Genomic DNA, 24174 nt, shown 5'->3' on the forward strand with positions numbered 1-24174 from the left:
TCCCGAAGATCCTGTGAAAGCGTTCGTGCCATCCATGCTGGCCTCCTGACACCAGCAGGAAGTCTGAATCACAACGGCGCCGCGAAGGGAATCCCTGACGAGTCAGTTCGTGTGGAAACCGCTCTAACCATGATAAGCTGTGCATGGTTCGGCGGCGTGGCCCGCCGTCCCTTTCGCGGCGCCGGCCGGTGTGGCAATCGCCGCTGCGATGCGCTTCCTCAAGCCCTCCCTGATTGTCTCTCTCCTGCTGGCCTGCACGCTGTTGCCGCTGACATGGCTTCGCGGCCCGGCGCCGGTCCCGAACAACGATCCAAGGATCGCGATCACCGATCTCATGCCATCGCTGCGGGCGCAGGACCGCGGGCGGATCGCTCGGGAGCTGGGGCCGTTCGCGCTGGCCGGTGCCTGGCAGCTTGCCAGCGACAACGCGCTGTTCGGCAACTATTCCGCGCTGGGCCAGTTCGCGGATGGCACGCTGATCGCCTTTGGCGACCGCAACGACGCGCTCTATTTTACGCCGCCCGACCGGCCCGGCCCGTGGCGGGCGGAAATGTACCGGCCGATCGAGGGCAGCTCGCGGCGCGGCTATATCGATGTCGATGCCGAATCGCTGTTCATCGATCCGGTGCGGCAGGACCTGTTCGTCGGCTACGAAGGGTCGCCCTACTACTATCACTTCAGCCGCACGCTTTCGTGGCGCGAGACGATTCCCGCGCCGGTGCTGGACCGGTGGAACGGGAATCAGGGTCCGGAAGCGATGGCGCGGCTTGCCGACGGGCGCGTGGTGGTGTTCGGGGAGCTTTATGCGCGCTGGTTCAGCCGGCGGCTGCATCCGGCGCTGCTCTATCCGGGCATGCCCCGGCCGGATGAAATGCCTGCTCTGTTCGAGGTGGAGATGCCCGAGGGCTTCCGGCCGACCGAACTGGCACTGTTGCCCGATGGCCGGCTGCTGGTGCTGGGGCGCAAGCTCACGCTGGCGGGCTTCCGCACGACGATCTCGATCGCCGATCCCGCCGCGATTCGTCCCGGCGGCGTGCTGCCGACGCGCGAACTGGCGCGAATCACCGATCCGCGCCTGCGCGAGAACTACGAAGGAATGACCGTGACGCGGGATGCCGATGGCGCGGTGGTGGTCTGGCTGATCGCCGACAGCAACCTGATGGTCTGGGCGCAGCGGACGCTGCTGCTCAAGCTGCGCCTGCGGCCCGGCCAGCGCTTATCGGATTTGTGAGGTAAGCCGGACACGACAAGAGCCGGGCAAAAGCCCGGCCCGAGACGGAAGCATCGGCGGATTGCCCTTGCGGGCCGCCGTGATCAGGCGGCGACAGCCTTGACCAGCTCGCGCTTCACCTTGAGGGCGCGCGGGCTCAGCTTGGCGTCGGCCTGCTTCAGCAGCCAGTTGTCGAGGCCGCCGTTGTGCTCCACCGAACGCAGACCGTGCGTCGAGACGCGGAACTTGAAGCTGCGGTCCAGCTTCTCGCTCATCAGCGTCACGTTCTGCAGGTTGGGCAGGAACACGCGCTTGGTCTTGTTGTTGGCGTGGCTGACATTGTGGCCGATCTGGCGGCCCTTGCCGGTCAGTTCGCAGATACGCGACATGGATAAAACTCGCTTCAAAAGTCGATATGTCTATCGGGAAGGCGCGGCAATTATCCATTTGCGGCGCGAAGTCAAGGATTCGCACGGCGATTCGATTTGCGCGGCGTGCCGGGGCGGGTTAGCGCCGCCCGGATGACCCGCTGGCCGCTCCCCCCACCGATGCGCGAGGCGCTGGACGCCGCCCTGCGCGCGCGTGATGCGGGCGAGGTGCCGATCGGCGCGGTGGTCGTGCGTGATGGCGCGGTGATCGTCGCCGCGCACAACGCCCCGCGGACGCTGTGCGATCCCACCGCCCATGCCGAAGTGCTGGCGATTCGCGAAGCGGCGCGCGTGCTGGATCGCGAACGGCTCGATGGCTGTGACCTGTGGGTCACGCTGGAGCCCTGTGCGATGTGCGCGGGCGCCATCGTCCACGCGCGAATCGACCGGGTCTATTACGCCGCGCCCGATCCCAAGGGCGGCGCGGTGGAACATGGCGCGCGCGTGTTCGACCAGCCCAGCTGCCTGCACCGGCCGGAGGTCTATTCGGGCATGGGGGAAAGCGAAGCGGCCGACCTGCTGCGGGCGTTCTTCCGAGAGCGGCGCTAGCTGCCGCCGCGCCAGATTTTCAGGGGAGCGCGGTCGGGCAGGCCGGCATCGCGGCAGCGGACGGGGCGCAGCACGCGCGAATAGCAGATGCGCACTTCCTGAAGCCACCCTGCCCGATTCGCCTCCACCCGGATCGCCTGCGCAAACAGGCCCGGAGAGCGGGCGGCCAGCGCGCGGCGCAGATATCCCGCGTTGAGGTCGCCCCGGCGCGAAAGCGCGGCCATGTCGGGGATGCGCACCGCGCCGTAGAGCCGCTGGGCGCTGGCGTAATAGGCGTCGGGGTCTGGCCAGGCGCAGGTGCCGTGCTTGGCCCATTCGTGCGCCAGCAGAGCGGGCGAGGGCGTCATGCACAGGTTGCGGCGGACGGTCTGCGCGGTAAGCGGCGCTGGGCGCGCGCTGCACCATTGCGGCGGCGTGGCGCCATCGCTTTCGGGCCACAGGCCATGCACCACGAAGCCGAATCGCCCGAGTGATCCCCCGGCCGACCCGTTCCCACGCCCGCACTGCATCGCGTGGCGCGAATCGGACTGGCGGGTGCGGCAGAATTCGGGCGACCAGGTCAGCGCCAGCGAATAACCGGTGACGGGCACGGCATTGGCGGGCGCGTCGGGCGCGGGGATCGTGGGTATGTCCACCTGCGCCGGCACGCTGCACTGGCCGGCCTGCGCGAATGCGGGCGTGCCGGCGCAGGCCACCAGCAGCGAGACCAGCAGGGCGGGACGGCGCAGCGGGATCATCGGGTCAGTCCAGCTGCGTGAAATCGAGGCCGATGTCGGCTGCCGGCGCGCTCTGCGTCAGGCGGCCGACCGACACGTAGTCCACGCCCGATGCGGCGATGGCGGCGATGGTATCGAGCCGGACGCCGCCCGAGGCTTCGGTGGGCACGCGCCCGTTCACCAGCGCCACGGCTTCGCGCAGCAGGTCCGGCCCCATGTTGTCGAACAGCAGGCGGGTGGCGCCGGCATCGAGCGCGGGGGCGATCTGGTCGATGCGGTCGACTTCGCAGATCACGTCCTTCACCCCGGCGGCCAGCGCGCGGCGCACCGCTTCGCCCACGCCGCCGGCGACGAGGACGTGGTTGTCCTTGATCATCGCCGCGTCCCACAGGCCCATGCGGTGGTTGCTCCCCCCGCCGCAGCGCACCGCGTATTTTTCGAGGTGCCGCAGGCCGGGGATGGTCTTGCGCGTATCGAGCAGCACCGCGCGGGTATCGCCCATCGCGTCCACATACGTCCGCGTCAGCGTGGCGACGCCGGACAAGTGCTGCACGGTGTTGAGCGCGCTGCGCTCCGCCGTCAGCATCGCCCGGGCGTTGCCTTCCAGCCGCATCAGCGCGCTGCCGGGCGCGACGCGCGCGCCTTCCTCGATGAGGATCTCCACCGCCATCGCCGGATCGAGCGCGCGGAAGAACGCGGCGGCGATCGGCAGGCCGCAGACGGTGATGGCGTCGCGGCTTTCCATCACGCCTGCAAAGCGCGCCGTGGCCGGGATAACGCTTTCGCTGGTTACGTCATGCCCGCCACCGGGCAGGCCGACGCCGAAATCCTCGTCCAGCGTTGCGGAAACGAAGGCGAAAAGGTCGAAACCGGGGAGGGCGAAGTCTGTCATGCCCTGTCCCTTACCACTGCGTGCGACCGTGTCGAGCGCGGGTATGGGTCAATGCACGAAGCGCGCCACCACGTTGCGGTAGGACCGGCTGACCTTCACTTCCGCGCCGCTTTCGAGCACGAGGAAGCATTCGCCGTTGGTGTGCGGGCGGACCTGCCGGACCTGATCGAGATTGACGATCTTGGAGCGGTGGACGCGCTGGAACACGCGCGGGTCCAGCCGGCGTTCGAGATCCTTCATCGTTTCGCGCAGGATCAGCGAATTGTCGCCGGTGTAGATGCACATGTAGTCGCCCGCCGCCTCGATCCGTTCGATCGTATCGACATCGACGCGGAAGATCTGGCCGCGATCCTTGATGTTGATCAGCTTCTCGAACCGGCCCGCCGTCGGCTCGGTTTCCTCGGGCATGTCCGGCATCGCATCGGGCGCGACTTCGGCAAGCACGTTCTTGAGCTTCTCGGCCTCTTCCAGCCCGCGCTTTTCGGCCAGGCGGGTGCGCGCGCGGTCCAGCGCGTCGGCCAGGCGGTCTTCCTCCACCGGCTTCAGCAGGTAATCGACCGCGTTGGCCTCGAACGCCCGGATCGCGTGCTCGGAATAGGCGGTGACGAACACGAACAGCGGCGGATCGATCTCCATCACGCCCTGCACGACGCTGAACCCGTCGAAGCCGGGCATCTGGATGTCGCAGAACACCAGGTCCGGCTTCTCGGTCTTGATCTTGCGGATCGCCTCGCGCCCGTTGGAGCAGGTGTCGATCACTTCCACGTCGGGAAAGGCCTCCAGGCGCAGTTGCAGCCCCTGGATCGCCAGCTTTTCGTCATCGACGAGGATCGTGCGGATGGTCATGCGTAACCCTTGCTTGTCTTGGGGGAGCCGCGACAGGGGCGGTACGGCAGGGAGGAGATGTTCACCCGGCGGAAGCCAGGCTGGCGGCCAAACCCGTGCCTGAGCCGGCGATCGGGCGTGCCGGCCGCGCAGGCGTTTCCTTCGCCTCGTAGGGCAGCTCGATCACCACCGTCAGGCCGCCTTCGGGGCCGTTGGCGATATCGAACCGCTGGTTTTCGCCATAGGCCTGGGCAAGCCGGTCACGGATGTTGGCAAGGCCAACCCCCGTGGAAACGTGGCCGCCGTTCCATACCGATGTCGTGTCGCCGCTATCGCTTGTCACGCCGAACAATTTCGTGGGGTCGGTGCCCGGTTGCAAGCCCGGCCCGGTGTCCGACACGGTGACGCGAAGCGTGGGGCCGACGAGTTGCGCCGCGATGGTGATCTGCGCGCCTTCCTCCAGCGGGGAGACGGCATACTTGATCGCGTTTTCCACCAGCGGTTGCAGCAGCAGCGAAGGCAGCAGCGCATTGCGCGCCTCGTCCTCGATACGGAACTCGGTGCGCAGCCGTTCCTCGAACCGCATCCGTTCGATATCGAGGTAGAGCTTCAGCGTCTCCGCCTCCTGCGCCACGGTGACGCGGCCGGTCGGCTCGTTGACCAGGGTATAGCGCAGGAACGAGGACAGCCGGCTCAGCATCGCGTTGGCCGGCTCGGTCTGCTTGAGCAGGACCAGCGTGGAGATCGAATTCAGCGTGTTGAACAGGAAATGCGGGTTGAGCTGATAGCGCAGCATGGCGAGCTGCGCCGATGTCGCCTGGTTTTCCAGCCGCAGCAGCTGATCGTTCTGTTCCTCCACCTGCAGGAAGAAGTTGATCGCGTAATAGAGCGCCGACCACGCCCCCAGCAGCGTGAGATCGAGGTAGAACACGCCCACGAAGCGCTGGGCGAAGCCGGCCTCGCTGTTCGGGCGGTAGAGGCTCAGCACCCACGAATCGATGAAGGCATAGATGCCCACGGCGATGGCCAGCACCACGGCCGTCACGCCCCAGGTGATGATCGGGCGCCGGTTGATCAGCGCGCGGTAGATCACCGACAGGATCAGCGAGATCGAAAAGCCCGTGATCGTCACGATCAGCAGGATGACGAGATTGGACCATGGCTGCGCGTTGGCGATGATCGACATCGCGCGCAGCAGCATGGCGCCGCCCCAGCCAAGGAATTGCAGGCGCCAGAAGGCGCGGTTCTTGTTGCCGAAGAACGGCGTCGGTTGAAACGGCAGCACGGCCATGCCGGTACTCTAGCGCCAAGCGCACGGTTGCGCAAAGCCGCCGGATGCGTAAGCTGCGGGGCGGGAGAAGAAGCCTATGACCGCTACCACCGATACCGCCGAACGCGCCCGCTTCCGCGCCATGCGCGAAGGCACCCAGGAGGACTGGGACATCATCGGGCGCGATTACTACGCCTTTGCCGATCACCTGGCCGACCGCGTGCTGACTCACCTCCGGCTGCTCGACGGCGATTTCGGCGGGTTTCCGATCGATCGCCTCCAGCACAGCCTGCAGACCGCCACGCGCGCTCACCGCGATGGGCGCGGGGAACGCTATGTCGTCATGGCGCTGCTGCACGACATCGGCGATACGCTGGGCACCTACAACCACCCGGAAGTCGCCGCCGCGATCCTCAAGCCGTTCGTGACGGAAGAGGAACACTGGATCTGCCAGAATCACGGCGCGTTCCAAGGCTACTATTACTTCCACTACCTGGGGCTGGACCGGAACCTGCGCGAACGGTTCCGCGATCATCCGTGGTTCGATGCCTGCGCCGAATTCTGCGAAAAGTACGATCAGGCCGCGTTCGATCCGGACTACGATACGCTGCCGCTGTCGTTCTTCGAGCCGATGCTGCGCCGGGTGATGGCGAAGCCGCTGGCGAGCATGTACAAGAAGCCCGACTGACGGCGGAAGGGGAACGGGCGCGGTCTCAGCCCTTGCGCGCGGCGTCGATCGCCTGTTGCAGCCGTTCCTTGCCCACCGCGCCCGACAGCAGCTCGTTGCCGATTACCCACGCCGGGGTGCCGTTGATGCCGAGTTGCCGCGCCAGGCCCAGGTTGCGCTGGATTTCCTGATCGACCCCGGCATCGCGCGCGAAGCCGCGGGCCTTGGCCACATCGACCCCGGCGGCACCGGCGGCGGCGGCGATGCTGGCATCGCCGGGGGCGTCGCCCGCGAACATCGCCTTGTGGAAGGCCGCATACTTGCCCTGCGCGGCGGCGGCCAGCCCCATGCGCGCGGCCGGTTCGCTGGCGGGCGCGATGATCGGCAGTTCGCGCACCACCACTTTCAGGTCGGGGTTGGCGGCGATCAGCGCATCGACATCGCCCACGCTGCGCCGGCAATAGGTGCAGGCGAAATCGGTGAACTCGACCAGTGTCACCTTGCCGGCGGGATTGCCCATGATCGCGCCGGGGAACGGCGTTTCCAGCGCCCCGCGCATCGGCGCGATCCGGGCCTGCGCTTCGCGCTGCTGCAACCGGTCCATCGCCTCGGGCAGGATCTCGGGATGATCGAGGATATAGGCGCGCACCAGCTCTTCCATGGCGGCGCGCTGCTTTGCGCTGATTCCGGCGTTGGCGAGCGTGTCTTCAAGCTGGGCGTCTCTGCCGGCCTCCGCTTCGCTCGCGGTGCGGTGGCGCTCGTACCACCAGCCAAGGCCGGTGCCGGCCACCAGCAGGGCGATGGCGAGAAGCCAGAACGGGCGGATGCGGGATAACGGGGAAGCCATGAACTTGCGCTACTTCTTCTTGCCCTGCCGCTCAATCATCGCCCGCGCCGAATAGGCGATATCCTGCGCGCGCAGCCAGTCGGCGGAGCCCTTGGGCAGCGCCGCTTCGGCGGCTTCGGCGTTGCGCATGGCCTCGGGCAGTTCAAGGTACATCAATTGCTGTTCCGCGCTGGCCAGTCGGGCGCGGGCGGTATCGCCCTTGGCTTCATAGACCACGCCAAGCTGGTACCAGGCGAACGGGTTCTCGCGGTCGCGCGCGATGGAGGTGCGCAGGATCTTCTCCGCCTCGTCGAAATTGGCCTTGTTCTCGGTGGCGAGCAGGGCGTGGCCGAACGTCGTGGCGATCAGCGGTTCGTTGCCGGTCAGCGCGGTGGCGCGGCGCAGCGGTTCCAGCGCATCGGCGGGATGCCCGGATTCGAGCAGGATCTGCCCTTCCAGTTCCAGCGCATAGGGATCGTTCGGCTGCTGCTTCAGGATCGCCTGGGTTTCGGCCAGCGCTTTGTCCATGAACGCCTCCTTGTGGTAGGCATAGGCGCGGGCGTAGTGGGCCGGCACGTCGTTGAGGTATTCCGGATAGGCGTTCAGCGTCGCCTGCGGTTCGGCCAGATAGCCATAGAGCTTGGCCTTCACCCGCAGGAAGCGCGCCTGCAAGGCGGGGTCTTCGGGCTTGTTCCACGCCGGATCGTGTTCGTAGGTATCCTGCAGCGTGGTCAGGCGGTCCGCCGTCATCGGGTGCGAGGAATAGAACTCGCTGTCGGCGTTGCGGGTGAAGCCATAGCGGAACTCCTGGTTCTGCAGCTTCTTGAAGAAATCGATCGAGCCACGCCCGGAAATGCCGGCTTTCGAGAGGAATTGCGCGCCGGCCGCGTCGGCCGAGGATTCCTGCGCGCGGCTGAAGGCGAGGTACTTGCCCAGCGCCGCCTGCTGCCCGGCCATGAACACGCCCATCGCCGCCTCGCCCGCGCCGGCGGCGGCGGCGGCGGCGCCCAGCAGCAGGCTGAGGATGGTAATGCCCGTGGCCGGGCGCGCGCCCTCGTCGTTGCGGATGATGTGGCCGCCGGTGATGTGGCCCAGTTCGTGCGCGATCACGCCCTGCACTTCGCTGACGTGGTCGGCCGCGCCGATCAGCCCGCTGTGGACATAGACCGCCTGCCCGCCCGCGACGAAGGCGTTGATCGAGCCGTCGTTGAGCAGCACGATATCGACGTTGCGCGGTTCGAGGCCGGCGGCCTTGATCAGTGGCGCGGAGATGTCGCGGAACAGCGCCTCGGTTTCGGCATCGCGCAGCACCGATTGCGCCGCCGCCGGTTGCACCGTGAGCGAAAGCGCGGCGAAACCGGCAGCGATTCGCCCCGCCAGCGAGGTGGCGCGCGACGCTATCGTGCGAAGGGTAGCCATGCGCATCGTCACCCTCCAGCCTATTGCGCCGCCGCCTGAACCGCGCCTGAAGCGGGCGCGGTCACGCGTGCCAGAAACGGCAGGATCGCGTCCAGTACGCGCCGGTCGCGGTCGAACGGGCGGGCCAGCATCTTGATCGTGTCCTCGTGGCTGGCGCCCTTCAGCAGGATGGCGTGGAGCGGGACGCCGGCGGTGGCCATTGCGCGGGCAAGGGCGATCGAATTGCGCGGCTTGACCACGGTATCGGCATCGCCCGTCACCACCAGCAGCGGCGGCGCGTCGCCACGGGCGTGGGCCACGGGCTGGGTATCCTGCGGGTCCGGCGCCTTCCCGAAGCTGTGAATCGCGGCGGGCGTATCGAACGGATAGAAGGCGTAGGGGCCGGAAACGCCGACCGCGCCGCGCAGCGCATCGGCGGACAGGCCGCGCGCCGCCAGCCAGCGCCGGTCCAGCGCCAGCATCAGCGCGTTGTAAGCGCCGGCCGAATGCCCCATCACCACCACGCGCGAGGAATCGCCGCCGTGGGCCGCGGCATGGTCTGCCACCCAGCGCAGGGCCAGCGCGCCATCTTCCAGCATGCCGGGATAGCGGACCCGCGGATAGAGCCGGTAGCCGGCGAGGACCACGGCGTAGCCCTGTGGTGCGAGCGCGCGGGCGACAAAGCGGTAGTTCTGCGGATCGCCGCTGGCCCAGCTGCCCCCGTGGATGAATACGATCACGGGCAGCGGCCCATGCGCGCCGCGTGGCACGAACATCTCGAGCTTCTGCGCGGGATCGGGGCCATAGCGTTCGCTGGCTGCCAGAACCACGTCGCCGCCGCCACGCAGCAGCCAGTCGGCATTGTCCAGCACGGCAACGGCGTTGGTGCGCAGCGCCAGGGCGAGCGCCGTGCCGCCGCCCGTCACGATCAACGCCAGCATGGCCAGGCTCCAGCCGAGCCAGCCCCATCCGGGAAATGCCACGCGCGTCCTTTCCTGCGTTCCACCCGCCATGAACGGGGGGCTAGGCGGCGTGAACAAATTCCGCAACACCACAGTTGCCCTGAAACAGGCCCTGGCAATGCGCGAGGCCGCAGGAAGAGCGGGCCTCTTTCAAGGCCGCGCAACGCGGCCGGGGCCTGTTTCAGGGCAACCCCTTCGGGGCTGGACCAAAAGCCGCCATTTCAGCGTCGGCTCGGCTCGAAATATGGCCGATATTCCTTCGCCTCGCCTCCTCGAACTGGCGGCTTTTGCCTCCAGCTGTGGCGTTGCGGAATTTGTCCACGCCGCCTGGCAGGTCAAGGCGGCTTAACCAACCAGCCTGCGCGCGGCGCGTTCGAACAGAGGTTGGTCGCCGGTCACGTCGCCCAGCAGCGCCACGGTGCCATCGCCCTGGCGGCGCACCATCACCAGCGCGAATTCCGGGCCTTCGGCGGGGAGATCGGCCAGCGGCCGGGCCGGCAGCGCGCGCAGGCCCTGTGCCAGCACTTCGGCGGCATCGGGCACGCGGGCCTTGCCGCTTTCCTCGCGCCGCAGCCGGCGTTCGGTGGAAACCACGCCCTTGAGGCCACCCGGCGCGCTGGCCAGGAAGTCGCCCAGTTCGCCGCGCTGCAGCCCGATGCGTTCGGCATGGCCCAGCACCGTCGCGTATTCGGTCAGGCGCGTCTTGTCGTATTCCGCGCCGAACACCAGCTTGACCAGCGGGATCAGTGGCGCGCGGGCCTGCATGGAAAGGCCGGCGTCGGCGATCATGTCGGCATAGTCTTCCGGCGCATCGCGCGTGGCCAGCGCGAAATCCCAGGCGCGGCCGATCGCGGCATAGAGCGCGCCGCGCGTGCGATCCTCGCTGGTGTGCGCGGCGTGGGCGAGTTCACGTGCCGAAGCCAGCCAGTCGGCCAGGCCGAAATCGTCGTTGATCGGGGTGGAGGGCGCGAGCACGGCCTCGTCGAAATCGGAGAGCACTTCCTCCAGCCCGGCAAGGTCCATGATGTCATCGTCGCCGGGAATGCCATTGGCGCCGAAACCGGGCATCGGCAGGTTCCCCGCCTCATCCTCGTCCATGGAACCGGGAAAGGGCAGGATTTCCGCACCGATCGCGGCAAGGTCGAGTTCCTCCTCGTCCGCGCCGTACGCCAGCGCGCGGGGGCCATCGGCCCATACGCCGGCCCGGTCCGCCGGTTCCGCCGCATTCAGCGCATCAAGCATGCCCATGCCGCTTGGCCTTTGCGCCGGCACCGCGGCCAGCGCCTGACCGATCTGCAGCAGGAGATCGTCGGTGGTCTGCTGGTCGGCCAGTTCCTTCCAGTTGATGACCCCGTAGATGTAGTCGATCTTTTCGCCGTCGGACGAGAACGGCAGCAGGATGCCGCGATAGAGGATGTTGCGGCTGTCCTGATTGACGAATTCCGCCTCGAAGCCGATCGGAGCCTCGTTGGCGATGATCTGCATGTAGTGGTCGGTGATGCGCGAAAGCAGGGTGCGGCCGGGAACATCGCTGAGCCGTGCCGGCATCGCCCCGTCTCCGCATTCGCTGGCCAGCAACGCGCCCAGCTGGACGATCGCGGGATCTTCATAGCCTTCGTCGAAATGCAGCAGGACCGAGCGATCGGCGAAATCGGGCAGGTGGCCGGCAAGCAGCGGCGCGACCGGCGGGAAGGGGCCGCCATCGAGCAGGCCGGTCCAGAAATTGTAGGCGCGCACCTGCAGGCGCCGTTCGTCCTGTCCGACGACCGGCGGCGGCGCTTCGACGATCGCGTCGTCGTCCAGAGAAATATAGTCAGGCGCGTTCATGCCGAAACCGTCGCCGCCCAACTCTCGCAATCCATCCATGAAAGGCGCCCTTGCCATCCGTTTGTGACCGTTCTGGCGCAACATGGTAAAGGTTTGTTTAAGTTGCGCCGGTGCGATCCACGCACGATCCCGCCGCCCGGCGCGGGGCGGCCTTCACCGCGCGGCGATGGCGGCGGCTTTCGCCAGCAGGCGTTCGGCCTGCGTCCGGTGCAGCAATTCCGCCATTTTCCCGTTCACGCGCAGCGCGCCCCGGCCGGCGTTGGCCGGATCGGCGAAGGCGGTGACGATGGCCTGTGCCTCGGCAATGGCGTCTTCGGCGGGGGCGAACACGCGGTTGGCGGTGGCAAGTTGCGCGGGGTGAATCAGCGTCTTGCCATCGAATCCGCCATCGCGCGCCTGTACGCATTCGGCTTCGAGCCGGGCCGAATCGTCGATCGCGTTGCACACGCCGTCGAGAATGGCGAGGCCATGCGCGCGCGCCGCGAGCACGGCCAGCGTCAGCACCGGCAGGAACACCGCACGGCCGGGCAGTTGCGCCATGCCGCTATCCTTGGCGAGATCGTTGAGCCCCAGCACGAAGGCGGCCAGCCGGGTGGTGGCGGCGCAGGCGGCGATGCGTTCGAGCGCCAGCACCGCGCGCGGCGTTTCGATCATCACCCACAGCTTCACGCCGGGCGCATAGCCGGCCGCGTCCATCGCGCGTGAAAGCGCGATCACGTCGTCCGCGTCGTCCACCTTCGGCACCAGCACCGCTTCCACCGGCGCGGCGGCCAGCGCGGCGAGATCGTCGTGCCCCCACGGCGTGTCCAGCGCGTTGATCCGCGCGATCAGGCGGCGGTGGCCGAAACCCCCGGCGGCCAGTTCCTCCAGCAGCGCGGCGCGCGCCTCGGCCTTCATCTCCGGCGCGACAGCGTCTTCCAGATCGAGCGCGACCGCGTCGGTATCGAGGCCGCGTGCCTTGTCGATCGCGCGGCGGTTGCTGGCCGGCATGTAGAGCAGCGAGCGCAGCGGACGGGCGTCGGGTGACGTTTCAGGGTTTGGCATTGGCGGGTTCCTGTACGATGTCGAGCCGTCCTTCCTCGCGCGTGGGCATCGGCGCCAGCACGCGTAGCACCAGCGAGGCCAGCAGCCACGCCGCGGCCGCGTGCAGCGCCACCTGCAGCCCGCCCAGATCGGCCACGCTGCCCCAGGCCCAGGCGCCCAGCGCCATGCCGCCGAACGTTACCGCCTGGTAGATCGACAGGCAGCGGCCGAGAATCGTTTCGGGCGACCGGAGTTGCATGGCGACGTTGAGGCTGGTCATCGCGGCCACCCAGCCGGACCCGCCGAGAAAGGCGGTGAGCATCGCGTGCGGCACCGAGGCGGTGAACGAGAGCGAGGCGAGCGCGGCGGCGAAGGCCAGCGTCGCGGCGGAGACCACCGCTTCCGCGCCATAGCGCCGCCGCGCCTTGCCCACCCACAGCGCGGTGACGATCGATCCCATGCCGAACGCGCCCAGCATCAGGCCATAGTCCAGTTCGGTGCCGCGCAGCAGATCGCGCGCAACGGTGGGCATCAGCGCGGAAAAGCCGGCCGCGCCGAAGCCGAAGGCGAAGCCGCGTAGCAGCACCTTGCGGATCGGCGCGGAACGCGCGCAGAAATCGATGCCGACCTTGATCGAGGCGAACATCGGCTGGCGCTGCGGGGTGTGCGCGCGGTGCGGTCGCCACGTCCACAGCACCACGATCATGCCGACATAGCTGATCGCGTTGAGCGCGAAGGCCAGGTTCACGTTCCAGATCGAAATGAGCAACCCGCCCATGGCCGGGCCGACGCTGCGCGCGAGATTGAACGAGATGGCGTTGAGCGCGATCGCCTGCGGCAGATCGTCCTTGCCCACCTGGAGCCGCACCGAGGCCTGCCACGCCGGGCCGTTGAGCGCGGTGCCCATGCCCACCATCAGCGTCAGCGCGAGCAGCGACCACGGGCCGACCATGCCGGCATAGCCCAGCGCGGCGAGCAGGGCGGACACCGCGAGCATCGCCGTCTGCGCCGCCAGCATCACGCGGCGGCGGTCGAAGTTGTCGGCGATGGCGCCGGCGATCATGCCCAGCAGCATAATCGGGATCGTGGCCGAAGCCTGCACCAGCGCGACCATCACGTGGCTGCTGGTCAGGTCGGTCATCAGCCAGGCGGCGGCGACCGACTGGATGGTGGAGCCGACGTTGGAAAAGAGGTTGGCGGTCCAGATCGATCGGAAAGCGGGATAGCGGAACGGCGCCAGCGCGCCGCCGCGGTGCATCGCTTTCAGCATCGACAGCTCTCCGTCACAGCATATAGCGCATGCGGATTTCCGTCCGCACCTCGCCTTCGCCAAGGGTCAGGGCTGCCGCCGCGAACCGGGGCGGGCCAAACCGCACCGGCGCATCGCGCGAGAAGCCGAAGCCTTCCTTAGGCACCATCAGCACCTTGTCCAGCCTGCCGTTGGCGTTTTCGTCATGGAACAGCGCCACCGCATAGCGGCCGGGCGCGACATTGGCGAACGTGATCGCGGGGTTGCGCGCCGGCACGGAAAGATGGCGGGCGTGGGGGTCCTTCTGGCAATCGGGAAATGTCGCCGGATCGGTGGTGATGCACACCTGCACCAGCCCCCTGGCCGAACGCAGCCCGGTGACGCCCACGGTGAGCGACGCGTGCTCCGGCGCCACCGCGCCGCCCAGCGCTGCCGCGGCCGGCAGCAGGATCAAGGCGGATTTCACAGCGTGCCCAGCCCTTTGTCGGTGCCGCACAGCCTGTCCCAGAAGCGGATGTAGAGTCCGTAGTTGCACCGGTATTGCTCGTGATGCCGTTGATGATGGCTTGCGGTTATCAGCCATTGGCCGACCCGGGAATGAACGAGCCGGCGCGGAAACATTTCCCAGCCCATGTGGTTGGTGACGCCCATCACCGTCATGACGAGCAGCACCAGGCCCAGCACGCCCGCGTGGATCGGGATCACGAAGACCAGCGCAGGGATCAGCAGGCCGACCAGCGCGGCTTCGGCCGGGTGGAAGTTCATCGCTGCCCAGGCGGTCGGCGGGCGGCTGGCGTGGTGGATCGCGTGCACCGCGCGGAACACGCGCGGGCGGTGCATCCAGCGGTGGGTCCAGTAGAACCAGGTATCGTGCAGGAACAGATAGAGCAGCAGCGAGACCGGCATCCACCACAGCGGCCAGGCGCGCGGATCGGTGTAGATTCGCGTCCAGCCGTGCGCCTGCCAGCCCCAGGCGACGATGCCGGCGGGAATGCCGTAGATCGCCGACGAGGCGAGGCTCCAGGCGATTTCCTTGCGGATCTGCGGGGTCAGCCCCCGATAGAGGCCCGGGCGTTTCCGCCCGGTGAGCGCGGCGAACAGGCCGCTGGTGAGGAGATAGCGCACCCCCACGATCAGCGTCATCGCCAGCGCGGAAAGCCCGATGCTGTTCATGAAGCTCCGCCTTTTGCGGACGAAGCCGGAACGATCCAGCGCATTCCCTCGCACACCGGCATTCCGTTCGCGGAAGGCACGGAAGCGGATGGGGGCGTGCGACGAGTCATGCCTCTCCTATGCCAAGCGCCGGCACTGTGGGACAGTGCCGGCGTCGCATTATTGTATTTCCGCAATGTGTCGCCGCTTATCCGGCGCGGCGCACCCGGTTGCGGTGCTGGCCGACATTGCCGGGGCCGCGCGGGCGGAACCGGCGCTGCTGGCCGTCGCGCTCCCCTGCGCGTTCGCCTTCGGGACGGTCTGCGCGCTCGGTATGCAGCGGATTGCGCACCGGACCCCGATCGTTGTGGCCGTCGCGGCGTTCCTGCCGCTGGCTCACGTCCCGCGGCTTGCCGTCGCGACCCTGCGCGCGGCCACCATGGGCCTGCTGGTCGCCACGGCCACCGCCAGTGCGCTGACCTCCGGCGCCCTGCCCCGCGCTGCGCTGCCCCCCGTTGCGCTGGCCCCCGCTGCGCTGGCCGCCCCCGCTGCGCTGGCCACCATCGCGGCGATTGCCCTGCTGGTGGCGCGGGGCGTCGTCTTCCTGCGGCCGGCGCGCGGGCGCGGGCAGCCGGGCGGCTTCCTGCATGAAGTTCTCCGGCAGCGCCTGCGGCATCAGCTTAACGCCGGTCAGCCGCTCGATATCGCGCAGATAGGGCTTCTCATCGGGCGCGCAGAAGCTGATCGCCACGCCATCGGCGCCGGCGCGCGCGGTGCGGCCGATGCGGTGGACGTACTGTTCGGGCACGTTGGGCAGCTCGAAGTTGAACACATGGCTCACCCCCGAAACGTCGATGCCGCGCGCCGCGATGTCGGTGGCGACGAGGATCGGGCACGAACCCTGGCGGAAGGCTTCGAGCGCGGCGGTGCGCTGCGCCTGCGACTTGTTGCCGTGAATCGCCCGCGCTTCCACGCCGGCGCCGGCAAGGTGCCGCGCCACGCGGTCTGCGCCGTGCTTGGTGCGGGTGAACACCAGCGCACGGTCGAGCGACTTGTCCGCCAGCATGGCGCGGATGCGCAGCGTCAGCAGCGCCTGCTTTTCGGCCTGGTTGATGAGCGTGACGAACTGGTCGACGCGTTCCGCCGTGGTCGATTGCGGCGCCACTTCCACGCGCACCGGATTGTTGATGAACTGCTTGCCCAGATCCTCGATCGACTTGGGCATCGTGGCCGAGAAGAACAGGCTCTGGCGCTGCTTGGGCAGCAGGTTGGCAACGCGGCGCAGCGCGTGAATGAAGCCGAGGTCCATCATCTGGTCGGCCTCGTCGAGCACGAAGATCTCGACCCGGCCCAGCGTGAGCGCGCGGTTGTCGATCAGGTCGAGCAGGCGGCCTGGCGTGGCGACGAGGATGTCGATGCCCGGCACCAGCCGGCGGGCTTGCTTGCCGATGGGCACGCCACCGAACACGCAATCGACCGAGAGATTCAGGTTCTTGGCGTAGCCCTTCATGTTGTCGGCGATCTGCGCGGCGAGTTCGCGGGTGGGCGAAAGCACGAGCATCCGGCACGAGGCGGGCTTGCGCGGCTTGGGATCGGCGGCAAGGCGGTGGAGCGAGGGCAACGCGAACGCGGCGGTCTTGCCGGTACCGGTCTGGGCGATGCCCAGCAGGTCGCGGCCTTCGAGCAGCGCCGGAATCGACTGGCGCTGGATGGGAGTGGGATCGTTGTAGCCTTTGCTTTCGAGCGCGCGCAGAATGGGCTCGGCAAGGCCGAGATCGCTAAAATAGGACATGAAAAAACAATGCTTTCGTTGGCGCTCCGCGAAGAATCGCGGGCGCGGCAGGGGTCGTACCATGCGACCCATGCGTGAAAGGGGAAGCCGTGAGGCAAGAGACCGTGGGGCCGGGCCGGATCGCGCCTTTCGCAAATGCCCTCGGCAAATGGAGGCGGAATCTCACGCTGACGCGGCTTGCGGCACGGGGCCGCCGGTCTTGCTGCGGCGCACATAAGCGCGATTGGTTCGAAAAGCAAGGAAATTGCGCAAAGGGCCTTGCCCGCCGCCGGACCGGGCGGCAACGTGCGCCGCTGAACTGGACGGGGATTTCGATGCGGTATCATCAGTTTGCGGGTTCCATCATCGGCGCAGCGCTGGTTGTCGGCGCACTGGGGAGCGGGCCGGCGCTGGCCGCGCCCGCCACGCCGGCGGAGCAGCGCATGATCGCCACCGTCGATGCCGAACAGGCGCGCACGCTGGCGCTGCTCGAACGAATGGTGAACCAGAATTCGGGCAGCCGGAACCTCGAAGGCGTGCGCAAGGTGCGCGACATCGTCTCGCCCGAATTCACCGCGCTGGGCTTTGCCGCGCGCTGGGTGCCGATGGAGCAGACCGGGCGCGCCGGGCACCTGATCCTGACGCACCAGGGCGCGAAGGGCACGAAGCGCCTGCTGCTGATCGGCCATCTCGATACCGTGTTCGAACCGGATTCGCCGTTCCAGACGTTCGCGCTGAAGGGCGACAAAGCCACCGGCCCTGGCGTGGCCGACGACAAAGGCGGCATGGCGGTGATGATCGCCGCGCTGCGCGCGATGCAGGCGGCGGGCACGCTCAAGGACGCCAATATCGAGGTGGTGCTGACCGGCGACGAGGAGGACGCGGGCGAGCCGACCACGGTGGCGCGTGCCGATCTGGTCGCGGCCGGCCGGCGCGCCGACGCGGCGCTCGATTTCGAGGGGCTGTCGCGCGAAGACGGCAAGGACATGGGATCGATCGCGCGACGTTCGTCCAATTCGTGGACGCTGACCGTCACCGCCAAGTCGGGCCATTCGAGCGCGGTGTTCTCGCCCGCGATGGGCGATGGCGCGATCTATGCCGCCGCGCGCATCATCGCCGCGATCCGCGAGGAAGTGCCCGAACCGAACCTGACGCTGAACGTCGGCCTGATCGCGGGCGGGGCCGAGGCCACGCTCGCGCCCGACGCGGCGCACGTTGCGGCGGCGGGCAAGACCAATATCGTGCCGGCCAAGGCCATCGCGCGTGGAGACCTGCGCTCGCTCAGCCCCGAGCAGGACCGGCGGGCGATGGAGCGGATGCGCGCGATCGTGGCGCGCACCTGGCCGGGCGCGCAGGCGGCCATCACGTTCGAGGAAGGCTATCCGCCGATGGCGCCGACGCCCGGCAACCAGGCGCTGCTGGCGCGGCTCAACGGCGTGAACGAAACGCTGGGCCTGCCGGCGATGGCCCCGCTCGATCCGCTGAAGCGCGGCGCGGGTGACATCTCGTTCGTGGCGGCCGACGTCGACGGGCTGGTCGGCCTCGGCCCCGCCAGCACCGGCGATCATTCGCCCGCCGAAACCACCGATGTGCCCAGCATCTGGCGGCAGGCCAAGCGCGCGGCGCTGCTGATGACGCGGCTTTCGCGCGAGAAGGCGGTGAAGCCCGTCGGGAAGAAGTGAGCGCGTTGGGGCTTGCGTCCGCCGCGCGCGGGGCGTAACCGGCTCCCGTTACTTGGGGAGTAGCCACCGCGCCCGTCCTGCCATCAGGACATCGCGCGGTCCCATGCCGGAGACGGCGCGTCAACATGCTTGGCCGAGAGGCCATGGCGCAGGCGGAGCGGCCCTTGCGGGGGCCTTCCGGGCGAGACCAATGGCACCATGCTTTCCACTCAGGCCGGGCGGGAGGGTGCGGTGCCGTTGTGTCGAACCGCTGCCCGGCCCCGGAACCGTTCATGATCGAAGCCCTGACCACTTCCACCGCGATCGTCGCGCTCGCGGAAATCGGCGACAAGACCCAGTTGCTCGCCATCGTGCTCGCCACCCGCTTCCGCAAGCCCTGGCCGATCGTGCTGGGCATCCTCTGTGCCACGCTGGCCAACCACTTCCTCGCCGCGCTGGTCGGCGCCACGGCGGCCTCGCTGCTCGATGGCCTGTGGTTCCGCTATGCCGTGGCGGCGGGATTCATCGCCATGGGCCTGTGGACGCTGATCCCCGACAAGCTCGATGACGAGGAGGAGAAGCCCGGCCGCTTCGGGCCGTTCCTGACGACGCTGGTGGCGTTCTTCCTCGTCGAGATGGGCGACAAGACGCAGGTGGCCACGATCGCACTGGGCGCGCGCTTCCACGATGCGCTGGCGGTGACAGCGGGCACCACGCTGGGGATGATGATCGCCAACGTGCCCGCGGTGTTCCTGGGCAGCGAACTGATCCGCCGCGTGCCGCTGGGCGTGGTGCGGATGGTGGCGGCCCTGTTGTTCATCGCCATCGGCGGCTGGCTGCTGGCGCAGACCGCCGGTCTGGTTTGATGGGCGGTCTGGTTTGATGGGCGGTCTAGTCTGACGGGATCGCGAAGGCGGCGGCTTAGCCTTCGCCCCAGCCGGCACAGTGCGGGTCCAGCCCCACCACCTGCCGGCGCAGCGCCGCGCGGGCCAGCCGTTCGACTTCCGCCTTGCGCCGCGGCGCCGCCAGCGGGTGCGAGGGCGCCGGGCGCAGGATCTCCGCGTCATAGCCATCGGCCACGATCACGCCGCAGCGCCCGGGCAGGAAATCCGGTCCTTCCAGGCAAGCGCGGTCAAGATGCGGCGCCAGCCCCCAGTAGAACCGGTCGCAATGGTCGAGATAGTCGGTCCACTTGCCGTCGCCCAGCAGGTCGGCGCGGCTGACCTTGATCTCCACGATTACCACATGGCCCTTCGCGTCGATCCCCATCAGGTCGGCGCGCCGGCCCGAGCGCAGCGGCATTTCCGGCAGGCACCAGATGTCGTTGCGGGCGAACAGCCGCGCGATGCCACGGGCCACGGCCTGCGCCTCGCGCGGGCTGGCCGGCAGATCGGCGAGCGGGATGACGGACGAATCGATCATGCCCGGCATCGTAAGAACAAAAATGGAACAGGTAAAGTGGCCGCGCGGTCAGACCGGATGGCGGACCGGCTTGGGCGCCACCAGGGCGAGCAGACCCGCCCGCGCCGCGCGGAACTCGTCGTGCAAGGCTGCCGCGGCGCATGCCGGCGAGCGGCCGCGCGCCGAAACAGCCAGCAGCGCGGAAACCCCGGTCTCCAGGATCGCCGCCAGATCGTCCAGACCCTGCTGGGCCAGCGCCAGCCGCCAGCCGCCGGCGTGGAAGATCGTCTCGGGAAAGGCTTCGATCGCCGCGGGCGAAGCCCCGGCATCCTCGGCAACGGACCGGCCGGCCAGCGCGCCGACGATCGCGGCGGCTTCGTGCAGGGCGTGCCACGTGTCGGTGAGGGAAGCGGCACCGGGCGGCGAATCCGCGATCGCCGCGCCCATCACCGGCGCGCCATCGGGCGCCGCTGCGCCGCTGGCGGAATCCCATGCCATGCCGCGCGGGATACGCCCGCTGTCCCTACCAAATCGCTAAACCCGCCCGGGACGGGAAATCCGGAGAGCAAACCGCAGGGCAAAAACCGCTGGCCAGTCGTGCGCCTCGCTGCTAGGCACCGCCGCCGTTGCACCCGTAGCTCAGCTGGATAGAGCGCTGCCCTCCGAAGGCAAATGCAAGCTCTTTCTGATGGTCGAGGGTGTCGTAAAAAACGAGTGAAACCAAGCGATTGGCGAAACTCGAAGGAAGCACGAAAATCGCATTCGAGGTCGCGGAAGCACCACGGAAGCAAACCGAAAGGAGGTTGTGGAGTACGAATGGCGATGATCGGCGAGGCTTTAGCCCGCGTCGTTTGAGCCATGTCGATTCTAGAATTCGCGATTGACCGTGGTCGATCTCGGACACTATCTGAATATCGATGCGCCCGTAGCTCAGCTGGATAGAGCGCCACCCTCCGAAGGTGGAGGCCACACGTTCGAATCGTGTCGGGCGCGCCAACTTAATATTAGGTTGATATCTTGCATATTTGCGGAGCGCCGTTGCAGAGCAATTCGCCGTATTGACCTCCAGATATTTCAGAGGTCATTCAAGTTGGCAGCGCCGCAGAGCGCGATGTTCAATTCTTGCAGGACGATTTCTTCCGGATAGCGGCTCCTCGTTGCCCTCCCGTGACCGAGTCCGGATCCATCCCGTCCCGTCGATTGCCGCTGCTAGTACATCAAACACCGCTGATGTCTTCATGCTACCAGACTGAGGCTTAGTCCGGGAGTCTTGGATCTGTCCCTGTCGGATGGCACGCACGGCGCTCGCTTGGTAATCTCTATAGCACTCGACGGGTGTACTCTCGTTCGGGAAGCGACCAGATCGGATGTCTCAAACGTCGATTGTCAGGGAAAATTCAGACAGGATTGTTAGAGAACAAACTGGGAATAATATAATGCACGTACTTGAGGCTACTCTTTGCTCATTTGCATTACGCCGCTGTATACGAGAACACGAACTGCATCGATCCTAGCGCGAACCACCCGCTGGAAGCGTTGTGCTCTTACGTTATTGAGCACAACGATATTTATTGCGTACTTTGCAATTAACTCGTCGCCCACATCAGCTTTGAGCGACGAGGATTGGGACTCGTGCGTGCATGCGGCCGAAATCGTACCCGATCGCTCGATCCGGGGATGCACAGCGGTTATCCAGGCAGGCGAGCGGATGATCACCCAGTTGGCGGCGGCTTATAACAATCGCGGTGTCGCGCTGCGGTCGAGTGGAGATATCGACCGTGCCATGGAGGATTACGATCGAGCACTTCGTTTGTCCCCCGACTACTATGTCGCGCTCAACAACCGAGGCGTTGCTTTAATGAGCAAGGGAGAGCTTGATCGCGCGATTTCTGATTTCGATCGCGCCGTACAACTGAGGACTGACTACCTCGGTGCCTATTATAATCGCGGGAAGGCACTCGGGCGTAAAGGACTCTTTGATCGTGCCATCGCGGATTATGATCTGGTCATCAAGGCTGATCCGAAGAATCCGACCTTCTTGTTCGAACGCGGAACGATGAAAGCGAACGCTGGAGATCAGAGCGGCGCGGATGCTGATTTCGAGCGCGCCGAATCGCTCAGGTCGAATGGTGCGCGGACGACGCGGCCACGATGAAACTCGCCCAACCTAGACGCCGTTGAACTTGTCAGGCTGATGGGAGCCGCAACTCCGCGTGAAGGCCTCCATTTCTGCCATTGGATAGTTCGACAGAGCCGCCGTGCAGTGTGGCGAGATCGCGGACGATTGCGAGTCCGAGCCCGCTTCCCGGTTTGGCCTCGTCGAGCCGCTCGCCTGGGGCGAACGCGCGGTTTAGTGCATCAGCCGGGATGCCTGGCCCGTCATCAACGATCGTAATAAGGAGCTGCCCCGTCGGGGTATCGCGCGTAGCCTTGATCGAGACAACACCACGAGCCCACTTGCAGGCATTATCGACCAGGTTGGCGACCATCTCGTCAAGGTCGTTGGGATCGACGGCGGCAAGCAATTCCGTCTCGGCTGTATGGACGATCGTCAGCTCACGATGAGCATAGAGCCGCCGCATCGCCGCGGCTATTGATGCGAAGGCAGGTTCGACCTGCGTGATGACGCCAGGCAGGCCGGCGTTGGCTGCGGCACGGGCTCGGGCAAGCTGGAAATCAATCTGGCGCTGCATCCGCCCTGTTTGCTGAGTCAGGACCGCGGCGCCCTCGGTATCACCTCTCGCGAGCAGCCGGCGCGCTTCGTCCGTCAGCACGGCCAATGGTGTCTTCAGGCCATGCGCGAGATTGCCCGCCTGCGTGCGGGCGCGGCGAACCATCTGGGTATTGGCGTCGATCAGAGCGTTGAGATCATCGACCAGCGGCCGAACTTCGGACGGGAAGTCACCAGGCAGGGTTTCTGCTTTGCCCGCGCGAATGTCGCCCAGCGCGTCGCGCAGACGGCGCATGGGACGCAGACCAAACCAGGCCTGCAACGTGCCGGCCCCAATTAGGGCTATTGCCAGTGTGCCGAGTGACAGGGCCAGCGCCTGATTAAAATGTCTCAGTACATCATCGACGATCCGCTGGTCGGCGCCAATTTGAAGCACGTAACCGTTTTCAGCGGTCTGCCACGGTCGCTCATATGCGATCATCGGCTCACCAGCCGGGCCAGCTTCGACTGAGCGAGTAAGCTGCCGATCCGCCCCCCGCGCGGGTGGCGGAAAACGCCGTTGCGGTTCGAGGGAGGCTGATTGTAGGACGATGCCGTTGCGATCGCTCACCTGCCAGTAATAGCCAGTCCCGGGCTGCGCGAAGCGCGGATCACTGAGCCTTTGTGCCAGAGCGACATGTCCGTCGGCCGTGCGGGCCAACAGACCTTCGAGCTCGTCGAGATGACCGATCAGCTCGGCATTGACAAGCTCCGTGACGTGCGCCCGGAACAGCGCGGAAATCGAAACGCCAGCGACAGCGATACCTGTCACGGTCGTGAGAATAACGCCAACCAGCAGCCGGGCGCGCAGACTTCTGACCATCAGCCGAACCTGTAGCCCAGACCGCGCAGGGTCCTGATGGTATCGCGGCCGATTTTGCGTCGCAGCCGACCGACATAGACCTCGATCGTATTCGAGCTGCGTTCCTCATTCAGGCCGTAGAGATGGTCGAGCAACTCGGCTTGCGTCACGACGCGGCCGACGCGATGCAGGAAGAGGTGGAGCAGGCGAAATTCCTGTGCCGTCAATTCGATCGGCTGGCCCGCAACATTGGCGGTGCCGGCAACGGGGTCAAGCACGATATCTCCGTGGCGCAATTCGGAGGTGGCTTGGCCCGCGACGCGCCGCATCAGCGCGCGCAGGCGAGCTGCGACTTCGTCGACGTGAAACGGCTTCGCCACATAGTCATCAGCCCCTGCATTGAGACCTTCCACCTTCTCAGTCCAGCTGCTGCGCGCCGTCAGGATCAGGACCGGTGTGGCGGCCCCGGTACGTCGCAACCTCCGTAAGACCTCGATGCCTGACAGGCCGGGTAAACCGAGATCGAGAACGATCGCGTCGAATTCTTCTTGCAGCGCGAAGGAAAGGGCGTGCTCACCATCTTCCACATGCTCAACGACAAAGCCAAAGCTGGCCAACCCTTCCTTCAGGCGGGCGCCAATGTCCTGATCGTCTTCGACAAGAAGAATGCGAATGGTCATGTCTCCTGATTGCTGCAGTCCGATACTGGATCAACCTGCATTTACGCTGACAGCTTGTGTTCAGACTAGCGTGGCAATCAGGCGTCTAGAAGTCAGTGTTGAGACTCGTGCCAATGTTAAAATTGCTCCTGATAATCGTTCGCATATCAACAATT

The 24174-nt window shown here is 66.9% G+C and carries 25 protein-coding genes and 1 tRNA gene; 8 read left to right on the forward strand and 18 right to left on the reverse strand.

Annotation, left to right across the window (positions count from 1 at the left end):
* Positions 1-190 precede the first annotated feature (190 nt).
* Positions 191-1231 (forward strand): esterase-like activity of phytase family protein, encoded by a 1041-nt coding sequence (locus tag EH199_RS15095; protein WP_124810133.1) that lies wholly within the window; start codon positions 191-193, stop codon positions 1229-1231.
* An 83-nt stretch (positions 1232-1314) separates the two neighbouring features.
* On the opposite strand, the gene rpmB is transcribed toward EH199_RS15095, so the two are convergent.
* Positions 1315-1599 carry a 50S ribosomal protein L28 gene (rpmB, locus tag EH199_RS15100; protein ID WP_124810134.1) on the reverse strand — a complete coding sequence of 95 codons (285 nt, stop codon included), beginning with the start codon at positions 1597-1599 and terminating at the stop codon, positions 1315-1317.
* A 132-nt stretch (positions 1600-1731) separates the two neighbouring features.
* Here rpmB and EH199_RS15105 point away from each other — a divergent pair, with 132 nt between their 5' ends.
* Positions 1732-2187 (forward strand): nucleoside deaminase, encoded by a 456-nt coding sequence (locus EH199_RS15105; RefSeq protein ID WP_124810135.1) that lies wholly within the window; start codon positions 1732-1734, stop codon positions 2185-2187.
* Here the strand turns inward: EH199_RS15105 and EH199_RS15110 are convergent.
* The 4 genes from EH199_RS15110 to EH199_RS15125 all read right to left on the reverse strand — a co-directional run bounded on the left by EH199_RS15110 (position 2184) and on the right by EH199_RS15125 (position 5911).
* A complete protein-coding gene (locus EH199_RS15110) occupies positions 2184-2924 on the reverse strand; it encodes a ribonuclease T (protein WP_124810136.1) in 741 nt (246 codons plus the stop codon). The two genes, EH199_RS15105 and EH199_RS15110, sit on opposite strands and share 4 nt — an antisense overlap.
* A gap of 4 nt (positions 2925-2928) precedes the next feature.
* The gene (nadC, locus tag EH199_RS15115; protein WP_124810137.1) at positions 2929-3795 is read right to left on the reverse strand and encodes a carboxylating nicotinate-nucleotide diphosphorylase; all 867 of its coding nucleotides are present in this window, start codon (positions 3793-3795) and stop codon (positions 2929-2931) included.
* Between the two features lie 48 nt (positions 3796-3843).
* The gene (locus EH199_RS15120; RefSeq protein WP_124810138.1) at positions 3844-4641 is read right to left on the reverse strand and encodes a LytTR family DNA-binding domain-containing protein; all 798 of its coding nucleotides are present in this window, start codon (positions 4639-4641) and stop codon (positions 3844-3846) included.
* Between the two features lie 61 nt (positions 4642-4702).
* Positions 4703-5911 carry a sensor histidine kinase gene (locus EH199_RS15125; RefSeq protein ID WP_124810139.1) on the reverse strand — a complete coding sequence of 403 codons (1209 nt, stop codon included), beginning with the start codon at positions 5909-5911 and terminating at the stop codon, positions 4703-4705.
* 76 nt (positions 5912-5987) lie between these two features.
* On the opposite strand from EH199_RS15125, the gene EH199_RS15130 reads away from it, so the two are divergent.
* The gene (locus EH199_RS15130) at positions 5988-6578 is read left to right on the forward strand and encodes an HD domain-containing protein (RefSeq protein WP_124810140.1); all 591 of its coding nucleotides are present in this window, start codon (positions 5988-5990) and stop codon (positions 6576-6578) included.
* Between the two features lie 25 nt (positions 6579-6603).
* On the opposite strand, the gene EH199_RS15135 is transcribed toward EH199_RS15130, so the two are convergent.
* Genes EH199_RS15135 through EH199_RS15145 form a run of 3 tightly spaced genes read right to left on the reverse strand, consistent with a single transcriptional unit; the run spans position 6604 to position 9764 of the window.
* Positions 6604-7404, reverse strand: a complete 801-nt coding sequence (locus EH199_RS15135; protein ID WP_124810141.1) for a DsbA family protein — start codon at positions 7402-7404, stop codon at positions 6604-6606.
* A 9-nt stretch (positions 7405-7413) separates the two neighbouring features.
* The gene (locus EH199_RS15140) at positions 7414-8802 is read right to left on the reverse strand and encodes a M48 family metalloprotease (RefSeq protein ID WP_124810142.1); all 1389 of its coding nucleotides are present in this window, start codon (positions 8800-8802) and stop codon (positions 7414-7416) included.
* Between the two features lie 20 nt (positions 8803-8822).
* Positions 8823-9764 carry an alpha/beta hydrolase gene (locus EH199_RS15145; RefSeq protein ID WP_223806704.1) on the reverse strand — a complete coding sequence of 314 codons (942 nt, stop codon included), beginning with the start codon at positions 9762-9764 and terminating at the stop codon, positions 8823-8825.
* 49 nt (positions 9765-9813) lie between these two features.
* Between EH199_RS15145 and EH199_RS15150 the strand changes: the two genes are divergently transcribed.
* The gene (locus EH199_RS15150) at positions 9814-10092 is read left to right on the forward strand and encodes a hypothetical protein (RefSeq protein WP_124810143.1); all 279 of its coding nucleotides are present in this window, start codon (positions 9814-9816) and stop codon (positions 10090-10092) included.
* On the opposite strand, the gene EH199_RS15155 is transcribed toward EH199_RS15150, so the two are convergent.
* From EH199_RS15155 to EH199_RS15180, 6 genes are all read right to left on the reverse strand, one after another.
* Positions 10089-11609, reverse strand: coding sequence for a hypothetical protein (locus EH199_RS15155; protein ID WP_124810144.1), 1521 nt, complete (start codon positions 11607-11609; stop codon positions 10089-10091). The genes EH199_RS15150 and EH199_RS15155 overlap by 4 nt on opposite strands.
* A gap of 114 nt (positions 11610-11723) precedes the next feature.
* Positions 11724-12614 carry a CoA ester lyase gene (locus EH199_RS15160; RefSeq protein ID WP_124810145.1) on the reverse strand — a complete coding sequence of 297 codons (891 nt, stop codon included), beginning with the start codon at positions 12612-12614 and terminating at the stop codon, positions 11724-11726.
* Complete coding sequence (locus EH199_RS15165) at positions 12601-13863, reverse strand: MFS transporter (protein ID WP_124810146.1); 1263 nt, start codon at positions 13861-13863, stop codon at positions 12601-12603. The genes EH199_RS15160 and EH199_RS15165 overlap by 14 nt, the downstream gene beginning before the upstream one ends.
* A gap of 13 nt (positions 13864-13876) precedes the next feature.
* The gene (locus EH199_RS15170) at positions 13877-14308 is read right to left on the reverse strand and encodes a DUF2141 domain-containing protein (protein WP_190287287.1); all 432 of its coding nucleotides are present in this window, start codon (positions 14306-14308) and stop codon (positions 13877-13879) included.
* Entirely contained in the window at positions 14305-15015 is a 711-nt protein-coding gene (locus tag EH199_RS15175; protein ID WP_124810147.1) for a sterol desaturase family protein, read from the reverse strand. The genes EH199_RS15170 and EH199_RS15175 overlap by 4 nt, the downstream gene beginning before the upstream one ends.
* Before the next feature lie 187 nt (positions 15016-15202).
* The gene (locus EH199_RS15180) at positions 15203-16786 is read right to left on the reverse strand and encodes a DEAD/DEAH box helicase (protein WP_124810148.1); all 1584 of its coding nucleotides are present in this window, start codon (positions 16784-16786) and stop codon (positions 15203-15205) included.
* A 314-nt stretch (positions 16787-17100) separates the two neighbouring features.
* Between EH199_RS15180 and EH199_RS15185 the strand changes: the two genes are divergently transcribed.
* Entirely contained in the window at positions 17101-18447 is a 1347-nt protein-coding gene (locus EH199_RS15185) for a M20/M25/M40 family metallo-hydrolase (protein WP_124810149.1), read from the forward strand.
* Positions 18448-18722: 275 nt separating this feature from the next.
* Complete coding sequence (locus EH199_RS15190) at positions 18723-19292, forward strand: TMEM165/GDT1 family protein (RefSeq protein WP_124810158.1); 570 nt, start codon at positions 18723-18725, stop codon at positions 19290-19292.
* A 55-nt stretch (positions 19293-19347) separates the two neighbouring features.
* Here EH199_RS15190 and EH199_RS15195 read toward each other — a convergent pair whose 3' ends face one another.
* Together EH199_RS15195 and EH199_RS15200 are read right to left on the reverse strand one after the other, a co-directional pair.
* Positions 19348-19848, reverse strand: coding sequence for an MmcB family DNA repair protein (locus EH199_RS15195; protein ID WP_124810150.1), 501 nt, complete (start codon positions 19846-19848; stop codon positions 19348-19350).
* 48 nt (positions 19849-19896) lie between these two features.
* On the reverse strand, positions 19897-20325 hold the full coding sequence (locus EH199_RS15200) for a hypothetical protein (protein WP_124810151.1): 429 nt from the start codon (positions 20323-20325) through the stop codon (positions 19897-19899).
* A gap of 421 nt (positions 20326-20746) precedes the next feature.
* Here EH199_RS15200 and EH199_RS15205 point away from each other — a divergent pair.
* Positions 20747-20823, forward strand: a tRNA-Arg gene (locus tag EH199_RS15205).
* Positions 20824-21463: 640 nt separating this feature from the next.
* The gene (locus tag EH199_RS15210; protein ID WP_223806705.1) at positions 21464-21982 is read left to right on the forward strand and encodes a tetratricopeptide repeat protein; all 519 of its coding nucleotides are present in this window, start codon (positions 21464-21466) and stop codon (positions 21980-21982) included.
* Positions 21983-22013: 31 nt separating this feature from the next.
* Here the strand turns inward: EH199_RS15210 and EH199_RS15215 are convergent, their stop codons facing one another.
* Positions 22014-23360 (reverse strand): HAMP domain-containing sensor histidine kinase, encoded by a 1347-nt coding sequence (locus EH199_RS15215; RefSeq protein WP_006022561.1) that lies wholly within the window; start codon positions 23358-23360, stop codon positions 22014-22016.
* On the reverse strand, positions 23360-24013 hold the full coding sequence (locus EH199_RS15220) for a response regulator transcription factor (protein ID WP_024343199.1): 654 nt from the start codon (positions 24011-24013) through the stop codon (positions 23360-23362). Before EH199_RS15220 ends, EH199_RS15215 begins: the two co-directional genes overlap by 1 nt.
* Between the last annotated feature and the right edge of the window lie 161 nt (positions 24014-24174).

This window comes from Novosphingobium sp. LASN5T (assembly GCF_003856955.1).
In the GTDB taxonomy this organism is placed as follows: Bacteria; Pseudomonadota; Alphaproteobacteria; order Sphingomonadales; family Sphingomonadaceae; genus Novosphingobium.